This window comes from Succinatimonas hippei YIT 12066 (assembly GCF_000188195.1).
Lineage (GTDB): Bacteria > Pseudomonadota > Gammaproteobacteria > Enterobacterales > Succinivibrionaceae > Succinatimonas > Succinatimonas hippei.
The window spans coordinates 1-14148 of the sequence record NZ_GL830993.1 but is presented as its reverse complement, the minus strand read 5'-3'; the positions used below and the strand labels follow the sequence as shown (position 1 = coordinate 14148).

At 34.8% G+C, this 14148-nt stretch carries 14 protein-coding genes; 9 read left to right on the top strand and 5 right to left on the bottom strand.

Translation table 11 applies throughout. The features are described from left to right. Positions 1-181: 181 nt before the first annotated feature. From HMPREF9444_RS10575 to sctU, 3 genes are read right to left on the bottom strand one after another with little or no spacing between them, the layout of a single operon-like run. Positions 182-1075 carry a hypothetical protein gene (locus HMPREF9444_RS10575; protein ID WP_009143402.1) on the bottom strand — a complete coding sequence of 298 codons (894 nt, stop codon included), beginning with the start codon at positions 1073-1075 and terminating at the stop codon, positions 182-184. 24 nt (positions 1076-1099) lie between these two features. After that, positions 1100-1579: a type III secretion system stalk subunit SctO gene (sctO, locus tag HMPREF9444_RS05490; protein WP_009143401.1), complete on the bottom strand. Its 480-nt coding sequence runs from the start codon at positions 1577-1579 to the stop codon at positions 1100-1102. Continuing rightward, the gene (gene sctU, locus HMPREF9444_RS05485; RefSeq protein WP_009143400.1) at positions 1579-2625 is read right to left on the bottom strand and encodes a type III secretion system export apparatus subunit SctU; all 1047 of its coding nucleotides are present in this window, start codon (positions 2623-2625) and stop codon (positions 1579-1581) included. Before sctU ends, sctO begins: the two co-directional genes overlap by 1 nt. Before the next feature lie 622 nt (positions 2626-3247). On the opposite strand from sctU, the gene HMPREF9444_RS05475 reads away from it, so the two are divergent. Beyond that, entirely contained in the window at positions 3248-4339 is a 1092-nt protein-coding gene (locus tag HMPREF9444_RS05475) for a hypothetical protein (protein WP_009143398.1), read from the top strand. Positions 4340-4398: 59 nt separating this feature from the next. After that, a complete protein-coding gene (gene lgt / locus HMPREF9444_RS05470) occupies positions 4399-5136 on the top strand; it encodes a prolipoprotein diacylglyceryl transferase (RefSeq protein ID WP_009143397.1) in 738 nt (245 codons plus the stop codon). Here the strand turns inward: lgt and sctT are convergent. Both sctT and sctS read right to left on the bottom strand, forming a co-directional pair. Beyond that, positions 5114-5932, bottom strand: coding sequence for a type III secretion system export apparatus subunit SctT (sctT, locus tag HMPREF9444_RS05465; RefSeq protein ID WP_009143396.1), 819 nt, complete (start codon positions 5930-5932; stop codon positions 5114-5116). The two genes, lgt and sctT, sit on opposite strands and share 23 nt — an antisense overlap. A 3-nt stretch (positions 5933-5935) precedes the next feature. Further along, positions 5936-6199, bottom strand: coding sequence for a type III secretion system export apparatus subunit SctS (gene sctS, locus HMPREF9444_RS05460; RefSeq protein ID WP_009143395.1), 264 nt, complete (start codon positions 6197-6199; stop codon positions 5936-5938). Between the two features lie 242 nt (positions 6200-6441). Here sctS and HMPREF9444_RS05455 point away from each other — a divergent pair, with 242 nt between their 5' ends. From HMPREF9444_RS05455 to HMPREF9444_RS05425, 7 genes are all read left to right on the top strand, one after another. Further along, positions 6442-7053 (top strand): hypothetical protein, encoded by a 612-nt coding sequence (locus tag HMPREF9444_RS05455; protein ID WP_009143394.1) that lies wholly within the window; start codon positions 6442-6444, stop codon positions 7051-7053. A 96-nt stretch (positions 7054-7149) separates the two neighbouring features. After that, positions 7150-8097 carry a FliM/FliN family flagellar motor switch protein gene (locus HMPREF9444_RS05450; protein WP_009143393.1) on the top strand — a complete coding sequence of 316 codons (948 nt, stop codon included), beginning with the start codon at positions 7150-7152 and terminating at the stop codon, positions 8095-8097. Positions 8098-8102: 5 nt separating this feature from the next. Then, complete coding sequence (sctR, locus tag HMPREF9444_RS05445; protein ID WP_009143392.1) at positions 8103-8771, top strand: type III secretion system export apparatus subunit SctR; 669 nt, start codon at positions 8103-8105, stop codon at positions 8769-8771. Between the two features lie 15 nt (positions 8772-8786). Continuing rightward, complete coding sequence (locus tag HMPREF9444_RS05440) at positions 8787-9125, top strand: STAS domain-containing protein (protein WP_009143391.1); 339 nt, start codon at positions 8787-8789, stop codon at positions 9123-9125. Between the two features lie 15 nt (positions 9126-9140). After that, positions 9141-9569 (top strand): ATP-binding protein, encoded by a 429-nt coding sequence (locus tag HMPREF9444_RS05435; protein WP_009143390.1) that lies wholly within the window; start codon positions 9141-9143, stop codon positions 9567-9569. 52 nt (positions 9570-9621) lie between these two features. After that, positions 9622-10191 carry a lytic transglycosylase domain-containing protein gene (locus HMPREF9444_RS11345; protein ID WP_009143389.1) on the top strand — a complete coding sequence of 190 codons (570 nt, stop codon included), beginning with the start codon at positions 9622-9624 and terminating at the stop codon, positions 10189-10191. 304 nt (positions 10192-10495) lie between these two features. Further along, a complete protein-coding gene (locus tag HMPREF9444_RS05425; protein ID WP_148514375.1) occupies positions 10496-12433 on the top strand; it encodes a PP2C family protein-serine/threonine phosphatase in 1938 nt (645 codons plus the stop codon). Positions 12434-14148 lie beyond the last annotated feature (1715 nt).

Genomic DNA, 14148 nt, shown 5'->3' with positions numbered 1-14148 from the left:
GAGAATCACGGATTGAATTAATTTTTTCCATTGCTGCTTCTTTATTAACAGCGCTAAGTTCCATTTGCAATTGCGCAAAGATCAATTGAATACTGGCATTAGAGCTTAATAAAGAACCTGAATTAATCTCTTTAACGTTATTTAAATTTACACCTTGAACCATTTTTCTTGTCCCCCAAAATTAGCGGCCAGTAACAATTGAAGATAGTACATCAGAAGCTTTGGATATTGCAGAACTTGCTCCTTGAGTATAAGAATTATACTGACCCATATAATCCTGAATAAACACCATCTGCTGCTGAATGTCAGATCCTGTTTCTTCTTGAATTGACTCAAGTTGAGCTATGATAGTATCAATTCTTTCAGTCTTAAGCTTATCTCCTGACGGCATTTCCAAACCATATTGCTCACAAACAGATGAAAGAGTAAGCATTGCAACGCGACCTTCCAAGTTCTTTATAGCTTCGTTCCACTCTTTCTCATTTTGTCTTGCAGACACGCCATAATCAGCATAGTCTATTTTTTGTGATTTAAAATAATTTTCCATATCCGCGGGCATCATTGTAGACTCATACTCTCCGCGTGCATTTTTCGCATTTTCTTGTGCTTGCTTTTTCCCTGCATCAAATGCTTCTACTGAGCCGGCCATGTTAATCTTTTGTGCATCCGTTAAATCGTTTCCCAAAAGTTGAGAAAATACCAGATACGAACCTCCTTTTGCTCCTAAAGCAGCTTGATCTCTAAGCTCTTTTGCCGAAGAAAGAAACTCATTTGTTTGTTGAATTTCTGCGTCAATATCTTCGACATTTAAATTACCGACCTTATCAATATCAAGCTCATCATCTCCCATAAGTGACTTAATATCACGTAATGAGTTAATAGCATCAGTTAAGCGCTTTGATTCTTCCTGTTGTTCTCTAATATACTTAATTTTATCTAAAGCAGCCTCTTTATTAGCAATACCAAGTTCAATTTGCAGCTGCGCAAATATAAATTGAATACTTCCTGAATTCAGTCCACCTGCAACTGCTGAACTGATAGGAGAAGAACCTCCGACTGCCTCAACATTACTCATGATCCATTACCTCTTAAATTATTGTTAAAAGTCTTGAGATTTTTTTACCTTAAAATCATCAAGCTCCTGATCTGCTAAATATTCTTCATATCTTTTTTCTTGAAATTGCCAAATTTCCCGATGCTTTTCAAGCTTAGCCAGGTCTTTTTGTACTGAATTTACGACCTGTACGGCTTTTTCATATGCTTTTTGCGCATTTTCAAGATCTTTTGCAAGCTGTTCAATTTCCGATTGAAGATCAAACTCCTTGATATTTAAAGAAACCAGTTCATGATTAAATTTTGAAATCTCCTCCTGTTTCTTTACCTTACCGATTAATTCGTCATATCGACGGTTGATTTCCTCTTTCTTCCAAACTTTATAATCAGAAAGCTCTTGTTCTTTTCGCTTTAAGCTTAAACGCGCCTCTTCTAAACGTGAGATGCTTAATCTTAATGCGTTCTGCGCCTCATCTACTCGCCTCTCGCGCAACGAAACTAAAGAAGACAACGGATAAGCACGCATCAATTAGTCCTCATTTTGTCTATAAAACGAAGTACTTCAGCGACTTGAACAAGCAAATCAGACGGAACATATTGTTCTTCTGAGCCTTCGGCAAACAGCGCTCTGGCTAGAGGAGGCTGGCGCATAATAGGAATATGCTCTTCTTTTGCAATTGCTATCATGCGCCTGGCTAAATCACCCTGGCCTTTAGCTAAAATAACCGGTAATTTTGTTCTTCCTTCTTCATAGTCAATTGCAACGGCATAATGCGTAGGATTGGTTATAAGGACTTTAGCCTTACGGGTATTGGCTAAAGTTGATTGATTCGCCATTTCCTGATGCAACTGACGACGTTTTGATTTTATCTGGGGGTCGCCTTCCATTTCCTTATATTCCTGTTTAACCTCATCAGGCGACATCATGTGATCTTTGGTGTATTTGAACTTGGTATAAACAAAGTCAATTGCGGCAAGGATTGAAAAAGCGACAATGGCATATATTGCTAAATCTTTTAATAAAACTGCACTAAGTTCCCATACTGAGCCGATGTTTGAATTCTGAATCTTAAAAAACTCACGAAACGAATTTTTTGCTGCCATGTAAACAGCTACGCTCAATACCGTGACCTTAATAATATTTTTTATAAATTCAATAAGATTTTTAACTGAAAAGACCTGTTTAAACCATTTTGCAGGAGATAAATTTTCTAACTTCGGAATAGCACCTTTGGGTGCAAAAAGAAATCCGGTTTGCGATAAAAGAGCAACTAACGCAGCGCATAAAACAGCAGCGACAATCGGTAAAACAATACCTATTGAACAATCGATTACTGCAGCTCCAATCAATCTTAAAGCCTCATCATAGGGCATAGTAATTGAGTTTGAGAAAACATAATCAGTTGTAGATAAGAGCTTTTTAAAAATATTATCGGCATTTGCAATAAAAAAGAAGACAACTGCAATAACGGTGGCGGCTGAAACAACCTCCTGACTTTTGGCAATATCGCCCTGCTCTCTTGCATCCCTTAGACGTTTGTCTGTGGGTTGTTCAGTCTTTTCACCGCTCATGGTAATATTCCTTTATTGTTTGTAATAATATTTTACACTACAAAAAATAAATTTCCATAAATCTATAAAATTTTTTGACGTTCATCACTAATTAAAACAGATACTGCATAAATCATTAACATCAATTAAGACAGCATATTTAAAGTATTGCAAATTCCGATCATTAAAAACAAAAAATCCTCGTGTTAAAAGTAAAAACGAAGAGAAAACATATTGATACAGCTGTAAAAAATATTGATATTAAAACTTCGTCTTTCATTACACCGCTGATGCTTTTTCCTAAAACTCTAGCAGCAGTACTTATTTACAAATTTTGCGTTCTGATTAATGTTATGAAACTTTGTTTTAGACTTGAAATTAGTCGCTTAAATCACCAAGTTTTTTTAATAATTGAAAATTTTTCTTTTAAGAAAAGATAAATTTCATTAATAAAAACAAACCTTTTCTTAATACTAAGTCTCATTTAGCCCAACGCATTTATATAATTAAACATTATCGATAAACAGCTTATTTTTGTAAATTTTGTGACTACGTTCAATATTAATTTATGTATTTATTTTTAATCTACATTTATTATAGTATTTAATTACATATAAATTTATATATAAATAAGGTTTATAAAATGTACGTACAAATCCGAAAAGCAGGCAAATACGAATACATTTATGTGGTTGAGGCTTATCGTAAAAGCAACGGAAAAATTGCCCATCGAACTATAGATAAAATCGGACGCTACGATAAACTTAAAGAATTAAACCCTAATTTTCTTGAAGAACTTAAAGCCAGCGTAAAAGAACAAAGTGAAAGCATAAAAGTAAACATACAACACAACGCTGTAGAAAATTTTATTAAACATAACAAAAAGGTCAAAAACAGCACTCCGGATTCTCCTGAATTTGCCGGATTTCCGCTTTTTAATTATGCCAACTCCGTTATTTTCATGATTTGGAAAAACATTTTAAAGCTTGAATATCGCTTAAAATATCTGCAAAAACAATATCATCCCGATTGTGATGCCAATACGTCAGATCTGCTTTTCCATCGAATTCTTGAAAAAATTCTGCACAAGTACATTAAGCCAAGCTCAAAGACAATCTATTTTATTGGTGATGTCTATGATCCTTATGAAGAACTACTAGAATATAAAAAAGTTAATTCTTTACTTAATGAAGAAATTAACGATATTTTAAATTTTCTAATTAAGATTTTTGCCAAAGAAGCAAATTTACCCTGGATTGAAGATCTGGAAATATTATCTGCTAACGCTGATCTTAAAAACCGCTTAAATAAAATATTAACCGAACATCCTGAACATCAGTTATCCGCAAAAGAAATCAATACTCTTACCAACAATTTGCAAAAAGCCCATAGTATTAAGCTTGACGTGCTTGAAGTGCTGATAAGTAAAATCATTTTGAAAATTATTTTAAAACGTCTTAATGAAGAGCAGATTTTTGTAAGCGAAAGTGATATTGAAAACGCCTTAGGCTCTGCCTTATTAGTACCGTGTTTAAATGAAAGCGGAAAAAATAAAATTCTCTATATCAAGGTGTTTTCTGAAAACAATAAATTATTAAACAGTATATTGACGGTTTTTGGTTTAAAACCGCTTTTAAACTGTCAGGTAAAATCAGAACTAAGCCGTCGGCTGAAAATGCGTTTTAATAATGACAGTGATGTTTTATCGCAAAAATTACTTGATTTTTATTCTTAAAAAGCATCTTATGATGCTAAATAATCAAGTTTTTGCCTAAGATAAAAATTAAATGAACGGTGAACATTAATTTTTCATGGTATGGACTGGTCTATGCTTTAGGTTTTATTTTATTTTTAATAAAACAAAATCCTAAAAATGATGACAACTCCTTTTACTACAGACTCTATATAAGTATATATGCAGCCATTGGCGCGATCGTCGGCGGAAGACTTTTCTACATCGTTTGTTATGAGCCTGATTACTATATTCACCATCTTTTAGAGTGCTTTCAAATCTACAAAGGCGGAATGTCTTTTCACGGGGGACTAATAGGATTATCCGCATCTGTCTTTTTAGCTGACAAAAAAAACTTCTGGAATAATCTTGATAAGGCGGCATTAATTGCAATCGTTGTTTTACCTATAGGTCGAATCATAAATTTTATAAACGGCGAATTATGGGGAACGCCAACAGCTCATCCGTGGGGAGTTGTGTTCCTAGGAGCTGACTTTCAGCCTCGCCATCCCGTACAAATTTATGAAGCTGTCTTTGAAGGTCCCTTTGCCGCTCTTGTTATTTATGCGTTAAAAAATAAATTGTCAAAATCCGGCGATATCGCATGCGCATACGGTATTTTTTATGCCTTAGCACGATTTATTACAGAGTTTTTTAGAGAGCCGGATATCCCTGTAGGTTATATATTTACGTTTTTCTCATTAGGCCAAATTTTATGCTTTATCCAATTAATCGTCATATCTATAATTTTTAAATATAAAAGGACAAGACAAAAAGCTATCTGCCGAAAATCTGATTAAGAACGCTAAAACTTTCCTGCATGTAATTAAACAGGTCTTCGCTGTGATCCAAAAACGGCGACAAATAAAAAATAATTAAAAAGGCACAAACACCGCTTTTAATCGGCATTGACAAAATAAAGACATTAAGCTGCGGTGCAAAACGATTGATAAGACCTAAAGCGATATCGCATAACAAAGCTACCAAAATAAAAGGAGCACACACCAGCACTGTTTGTTCCATCATCCAATTAAGACTTTGCGCTGAAAAAATTGCGGTATTTGAAGACAACAACGCCGGTAAGAATTCAGTGGGAGGCCATGCTATAAAAGTCGTATAAAAAATATTTAAAAACGCTAAAAACGCTCCGGACGCGAAAAACAAAGTGACCATCGCAAGAAATAAAACTGAGCCCAAAGGAGACGATTCCGCCCCTGATAAAATATCGGCACTTTGTGCCATTGAGGCACCGCGCTGGTTATCGATAATCACGCCAGCAGACAACGCGACGTAAAAAATCAACGAACATAGCCAGGCAAAAATAATTCCTATAAGAATTTCTTTTAACACAATGATAATAAAGCCAAAGAAATCTCCAACGGCAGAAAAAGACAAAGGCTCAATGATAGTGAGCATAAACGGGTGCAGCGGAATATACAAAGCAACGGTTATCGGCATTTTAACGGCAACTGAAACCTGAGGTCCGAAAAAAGGAACCATGGCAATAAAGACGCCGATACGAATAGAACCTAAAATAAATGCTGATAAGTGAAGAGAAAAGGCATCTGTACTAAATAAATCAAGCAGTGCATTCATAACTTATTGCAGCATAAAGAAATGATCAAATATATTCTGGCTGAATCTTAACAATTCATTACTAAACCAGCCGGCAGTCAAAAACAAAGTAATGCACACTGCAATAAGCTTAATTCCAAAAGATAAAGTCTGTTCTTGCAGCTGCGTAATTGCTTGAATTAAAGACAATAAAACACCTACTACTGACGCTACCAAGATAGGAGGAAGCGATAAAATCAGCACCAAATAAAAGCACTGCGAAATAATATCAACGACTTCAGCATCCATAGCGCTTTCCCATTTAAAATCTTTTATTCGTGCCGAAATATGAATTCAACAACATTTGTCTATTAAATAAGCACCTTACTTAATACTATATCTTGCAGTATAGCACATCAATATCTGTTGATAGAATTGTTGCTCTTTATAGAAAAACACCTGTTTTAAAAGTTTAAAATTAGATTGTTGTCATACAATTTACACTACAATATTTAATATAATAAATCTGAAGAAATTCGGAGGCCAGACGTATGAAAGTTGAAGAAAAATCGTATCACGGACAAAATACCCCTTCCGAAGTAAAAGAAAAATCTCATGCTTCGTCTGAAGATGTGAAGCTTTTTGAACGAGTAAAAAACGAAGAAAAAGATCCTAAAAAGCATTTTGAAGACAAAAATAGTAATGCTTCAAGTCAAAATGATTTGTCTTCTATCTTTTCATCATTATTAAATCCTGCCTTAAATCAAGACAAAGCATCATCTATTAATATTCAACAGCCACAAGATAACTCTATTGAATCACAAGATTTGTCTAAGCTTGCCAACGAATTAGTAGAAAAAATACTTGTTTCCGATCCCAAATATACAAGCGGCAGCGAAGTTAGATTAACCCTCGGGCAAAACTCAGGCTTATCCGGCACGGAAATCATTTTAAGAAGAGATCTTGACGGACTTTTAAGTGTGGTAATAAATGCCCATAATCAAGATCAATTTAAGAAACTCGTTTCCGTACGCAATGATTTAAACCGCGCTCTTGAAAAACATGAAAGTTCAAGATTGCGTCTTGAAATCAACGATCCGGAGAATAATGAAGAGGCTATAACAGATTCTTCTTTAAACGGACCAAATCCTTTTTCATCATAATAGAGCTGAAAAATTATAAGAAAAATAAAAATAGTACAAAGAGAACATTTATACTAAACTTTAATAAATACTATAAGTTAGGTTAAGGTTTTTCCCGTGCTTACTCTCGAACGTTCAAAAGTTCTTTTTCTAAATGCAATACTTCCGCGGCTTAACGGAAATATTACTTTTTGCGACTACGACTTTACCGCATCGCCGCAATCTTGTGTTGCTTTAACGCTAAATGCCGCATCCTCTCTTTTTGCCGTGCAAGTCTATAATTTTGACTTTTTAAAAAATTATCCCGAACTTAACGCTAAAACTCCTGACAATATTCCGGCTCCGCTTCTTTGCGCCGCTTTTGAAAAATCTTTCCTCCCCTATCTGCAGAAAACGGGATCTGCTATAGACACTCAAATCACAGTACTCGATTATATTGATGAAGATGGATTACAAGCCTTCCGCCATCATATAGACGTTAATTATAAAGACGCAGAAAACGATCTTATTTTCAACCTGCGTCTTTTTGCCAAAGATGACAATGCTTTTTCCGCTATGCTGCAAAGAATCACCTCTTTACCTAAAATTAACGTTCCGCTTGAAGATCCGGTTCTTAACTGCGATTTTGTTATCGGTTCTCTTAAACTCACTCTTGCCGAAATAAAATCTTTAAAGACCGGAGATGCCGTCATTTTTGACAGCGAATTTATAAAATCAGGTAAACTAAACTTTGTTTGTGAAGGTTTACAGGCCCCTGCTCAATATAATGCAGAACAGCTTCAAATAACATTATTGTCATCCTTACAAAAAACCGATTCTGGAGACGACATGGCAGATTCAGAAGAATTAACAACTATAGAAGATGTTGAATTAACCATCAATTTCTCTCTTGAAAGCATCAAATTGCCTTTAAGTTCCATAAAAGAGTTAACCGAAGGCAGCGTGCTGGACCTTAATAATTCAGCTCTTGAAAACATTGCCGTAAAACTTGAAGGAAAGACTATCGGCTACGGTCGAATCATCGAAGTCGGCGGCAAAAATGCCCTTCAAATAACCAGGATCTGAAAGTAATGGAAACAACTACATCCATAAGCAATCCTATTAATCTTATTTTTCTCATTGCTTTAATGGGATTAGTCCCGTTTTTCCTTACCTTAGCAACATCATATATAAAAATTATTGTTGTTATCTACCTTATAAGAAACGCACTTGGAATCCAACAGGTTCCGCCCGGGATGGTGTTAAGCGGACTTGCCATGATCTTGTCGATTTTCGTTATGGCTCCTGTCGGCGTAAAAACCTACGATCTTCTCCAACAACAGGACGTTTCAACGGTTGAAACATCTCCGTATAACGTTTTGGAAATAGCGGATAACGTTTCAGGACCGCTAAAAGACTTTCTGCAGCATAATACCGATGAAAGGATACTAAATGCTTTTACCAATACTGCACAAAGAATTTGGCCTCAGGAAATTCATAATGTTATTTCTAAAGACAGCTTAATTTTCATTATCCCGTCTTTTGTTATTTCCGAGCTGACAAAAGCCTTTCAAATAGGATTTTTACTTTATCTTCCTTTTATTGCCATTGATTTAATCATATCTAATATTTTATTGGCCATGGGAATGATGATGGTTTCGCCAATGACCATATCTTTACCGTTTAAATTAATGCTTTTTGTAACTCTTGACGGATGGCTTAAATTAAGCCAAGGTCTGTTATACAGTTACTCTTACTGATATTACGAGAAAAAAATGAAGATTACACCTGAGAACTTTGAAAAATACACCATCTTAACCGTCGAAGGCAGAGTTGATGCCACAACGGCTGAAACCTTTTACACACAAACCGCCGAGTTTCTGGAAAAAGATAATAAACCTCTTCTTCTTGATTTTTCTAACCTTGAATATATCAGCTCAGCCGGTCTGCGCTCTGTTTTAAAAATTGCTAAAAACTGCCAGACCAAGCACCTGTTTTTTGCTTGTTTTGCCCTACAAAAACCGGTTGCTGATGTTTTTAAATTCTCAGGTTTTAACACGATAATAAAAATTTTTGCAGATAAAGACAGCGCGATTGCTTCTTTAACCTGTTGAGTTAGGAGAATTTGTATGGAAACCATCACTCTTCCGGCAACTATCGACACCCTAACCGTAATAAACAAAATTTTAGAAAAAACCCTTTCCGGCAAACTTGAACACATGCTGTTTAAAACAGAACTTGTGGTTGAGGAGCTTCTTGCAAATATTTGTTCTTATGCTTACGACGGACAAAACGGCGGTAACGCTTACTTTGTTTGCGGAGAGGTGAACTTTGACGGAAAAAGCTGCATCATGATTCAAATTACCGATGACGGCAAAGCATACGATCCTTTTTTAAACTGTAAAGATCCTGATTTAAACGCACCTCTTGAAGAGAGACCGATCGGAGGTCTGGGGCTGCATTTAGTAAAAGAAATAGCAACGCATTATGCTTATTTTAGAATTGACAACAAAAATCAGACACAAATTATTCTTGATATTGATAATAACGACATGTAGTGTCTTTGCCGGGTATCAGGCGCAGGCAAATAGTGTTTCTCCTGCAATTTCAATGTCGGTAACAACCGAAACGGTTAATGCCTTACCTTTTGCCGGAACTAAACCTATTGAAAAACGTATTGATTCAATTGACGTATATAAACTAGCAAAAAACGCCTACAAACTGCGTTATTCCTTAATGCTGCCCAATGATTTGATGCTTAAATTTAAGGGATCAAAAGGTTTAAAAGAACTTATTCCATACATTAACAAGGCAGCAAGGCTTTCTGATGTCGATGCTGCTTTAATCGCTGCCGTAATAAGAACGGAGTCATCTTTTAACCCTAACGCCATTTCAAATAAAGGAGCACGCGGACTGATGCAGCTAATGCCAGAAACAGCTGCTGAACTTAAAGTAAAGAACCCACATGATCCGCAGGAAAATATTACGGCCGGAAGTCGTTATTTAAAAAAACAGCTTACAAAATTTCAAAATACTGATTTGGCTCTTGCCGCATATAATGCCGGTCCCGGAAACGTTATGAAATATAAAGGGATCCCGCCTTTTGAAGAAACCAAAAACTTTGTGCAAAAAGTTAAATCTTATTATCTCTACTATAAAAACGAAAATACTTTTAAATAACTCTCCCACTCCTTATCAAAATAAATAGCTTTTACGTGTTATTAAACAAACAGTTACTGCCTATGCATACCTACTTAGTCAATACAAATTTGATTACCCAAACGCTAAAAATCTCAAAAAATCAGTTTATGATCGTGTGCTAAAAGCGATCAAAGACACTTAAATCATGTTGTAATCTACAAAGACTAAAGCTTTTCAGATCAATGTTTTTAAGACGCCGTAAAATAAGATACAATTCAAATGAGAATTCTTATAAATAACTTTCTCTCAAGCAATTTCCGCAAATATATATTAAGAGGCGGCCGTGATTAGTAAGATATTTAGATTTTCATTGCGCACAAAAATCATCCTCATCACCACCTGCCTGCTTCTTTTGGTAGTATTCAGCATATGTTATTACCTGCTTAACACCCAAAGACAAAACTACATAAAAAGAGAAATCGCCTTTCAGGAGTCAACTTCAGGTCTACTTGCAGATTCTGTATCAAGTCAGTACTTTAACTATATCAACCAGCAGATTATCGAGTTATTAAATGAAAGAATAAATCTTAAAAACAAAACCAGCATAATCGAATATTACAATAACTTCATCAGCAGCCTGTCAGCAAAAGACTACAAAAATCTGCTTAATAACCAAAGTCATGAAATAAATAACTTTAATCTGCACCTATTTGTTTACGATCATGATACCGACAGCTATTTTTATAATGATGCCGACAGCGATTTACTGACCGCATCCGGAACTGCCCAAGCTAATCGTAATATTCAAAACACTTTAAAAGGAGAAATCTCTCCATCAGGCTATTTTCTGGCTATAAATCACGATAATGACTATTACCTTGCCTACTTCGTGCACAACCGCAAAAATAATCGTTCTTTTGCATTAGTTAAAAACATCAAAGAATTAAGTGACAGATATAGTAAAGACGATCAAATCCTGCTCAACTCCGTAAGAGAGAGCCTCAACTTTATTAACGAACATTGGTCAGGACAAATTTTAATTTTTAAAAATGATAAAGTTATTTTACAAACCGATCCTAATTCTAATTTAGGTTCTCAGCTCCCTTTTGAATACTTAACAAGAAGTAAAGAGCAAAATTACCCTACAGAACTTGTTTCTCTTGATAAGCAGTACTTTTTAAAAGTTAATTACTTTAAATCACTTGATTGGTATCTTGTCAGCATCAGAGATGCAGATGATGTTTTTGAACCGATTCTTGCATTGACAAAATTCGTCATCATGGTCGGTCTTATTACAGTCCTAATAGCATTTATGCTGATCTTCCTCTTTACCCGCAGCATAACAGCATCTTTATCCAACTTAAGTAAAAAAGCATATCAAATCGCCAAATCCGATCTGTCAGATCCTAAAGCAATGGATTTGATGCTCTCTGATATAAAAGCAACGGGAACAGATGAAATCGGAACTTTAGAAAAAGCAATTGTTCATATGGGTAAATCCATTAATGACAATGTAAACTCGCTTATCACTATAAGTTCAAAGCAAAGCCGTATTGAAGGTGAATTAAACGCTGCCCGCGATATCCAGAAAGGATTGCTGCCGGCAGACGACGCACTGCCTCAAAGCAAAATCATCTCATTTGCTTCATGCTTATATCCTGCAAAAGAAGTTGCCGGCGATTTTTACGATATTTTCAGAGTAGACGATACTCATATTGCTTTTGTTATAGGTGACGTATCCGATAAAGGCGTTCCGGCTGCTCTTTTCATGTCAACAACCATAACTATGATGCGTCAGGCATTATCACTAGGAAAAACTCCTGCATCAGCACTTACAAGCGTAAACAAGCGTCTTGCAGAACGTAATCCCAATATGATGTTCGTAACCATGATTGCCTTAACTTTGGACGAAACTACCGGAATTTGTACTATTTGCAACGCAGGACATTGTCCGCCGATCGTTATTAATAAAAATGAAGTTTTAGAGCTTGAAAATCTTTCAGGTGCCGCCGCCGGAGTAATGGAAGATCTGCAATACTCAGAATTTACTTATAAACTAAGCAAAGGACAAAGTTTAGTTCTTTATACGGACGGAATAAGCGAAGCACAAAACGAAGCTGGAAACTTCTTTGGAGTAGAAAAAATACAACAAATTCTCCAAAATACCGCGCACTTATCCTCAGAAGAAATTCTTAATAAATTAAATAATGAGATATCAATTTTCAGAGGAAATGCTTTACAGTCAGATGATATTACGGCTTTATGTATTCAAGCCATTTAAAATTAAATACTTAAATATTAATAGTACATTAAAGCATAAATATTTAATATTAAAAATATAATAATACTATTATTAATATTTTTGTATTTATATATAGCAATATTTCTTTGTACAAAGCTCTTATACGATATATTTACTTGAAGAAAAATTCATATATAATGTGCATAAATTTTATTCGCCAATTTCTTCACACGAGGCAAAAATGAACACTAAATATACTAAAAAGTGTCTTACCCCCAGCAGGTATAATTAATAGACACAAAAAGACTTTTTTAGCCCTATCCGTCTGATATATCGAGACAAATTACAGGAAATCAAATTGACGTTAACAACGATACTCTCTCTTTTTCTCTAGCTCTATTCCCTTCGATATTACATGCTCAAATAATAAAGGAAATGGTAGTGACAACGATCCAGGTATTAAAATAGAGTGGACAGATCCAAAAAATTTAACAATTTTAAATAGTGAAAAGGGTTCAAACGCTTCTCCTGAATCAATCATTGACATAAAAAATGGTATCGAAACATATATATCAATAAATGGAACATTAACACTCGGCTCTGACGAGCTTAAAACATATCAATACTCAAGAGTTCAAGGAAATTTAACTGTAACAGCCAATAAAATTGTAAGTAAAAGTGTTTTTTATACAGAAGAAGATGGTGCAAAAGCTTCGTTTTTAGGAGAAGACATAACTTTTCATTACTCAAATGAACAAAATGAAAAATGGGATAAAGATGGAGAGTATTCTTATCCAAGTCAACAAACAGCTTTATACGCAAGAAATAAATCAACTATAACAGCTACAGCAACAAACAATCTTACATTATTTGGTGTTACAGACGCATCTAACAAATCAACAATAGAGTTAAAAGCCAAGAACATTCAAACATTAAGCGAAAGTGGTTCAAATAATGTTGCTTTTAATTTTCAAGCTCAATTTAGCTCTACTCTCAAAGCCACAGCAACTGAAAGCATAAACTTAAATAGAGTTTTTTCATATGACGGGTCAAGTATTGAACTTAATGCTCCAAAGATCAATGTTGATCATATATCAGCACAGAATCACTACGATGAATATGATTTAACTGCAAAAAAATCGACAATTGTTGAAGTAGGTAAAGATTATCAACAAAACAATACAGCAGAACTCAACTTATATTTTAAAGATAAAGGAACAAATTTCCCTTACCAAGGATCTCTTTTTGCTTTTGCTGACGACGACAAAATTGATGCCGAAATTCATTCTTATATTACAACCAATATATACACTCAAGATGGAACAGATAGTGAATATCATGGTTATAATAAATACGATAAAAAACTAGTTGCAGTTGCAGCATCCGGACACTCTAATATTACATTAGATAAAGCCAATAAAATTTATGGAGATATATTCTCTTTACCTCTTCAATATGAAGAATCGAAAAAAAATGAATTTTCAAATCAAGTACAAAAAGGCGGCAATATATCTATAATAAGCACGGAAAAAGCTATTTTTAAAGGTAACGTTATTGCTGCTAATGATGGAAAAATAGACATTACCTTAAAAGGTACATCTAATTTTGAAGGTCGAATGGACGACTATGCTGATGCATCAATTGACAACGTTTTCAGACCTGATGGACTATTAGAAGAATTTAATGGTAAGTATGACGTTGACATCCTCACCAGCCTAATGGCCGATGATTCCTACTGCTAAACAACAATAGAG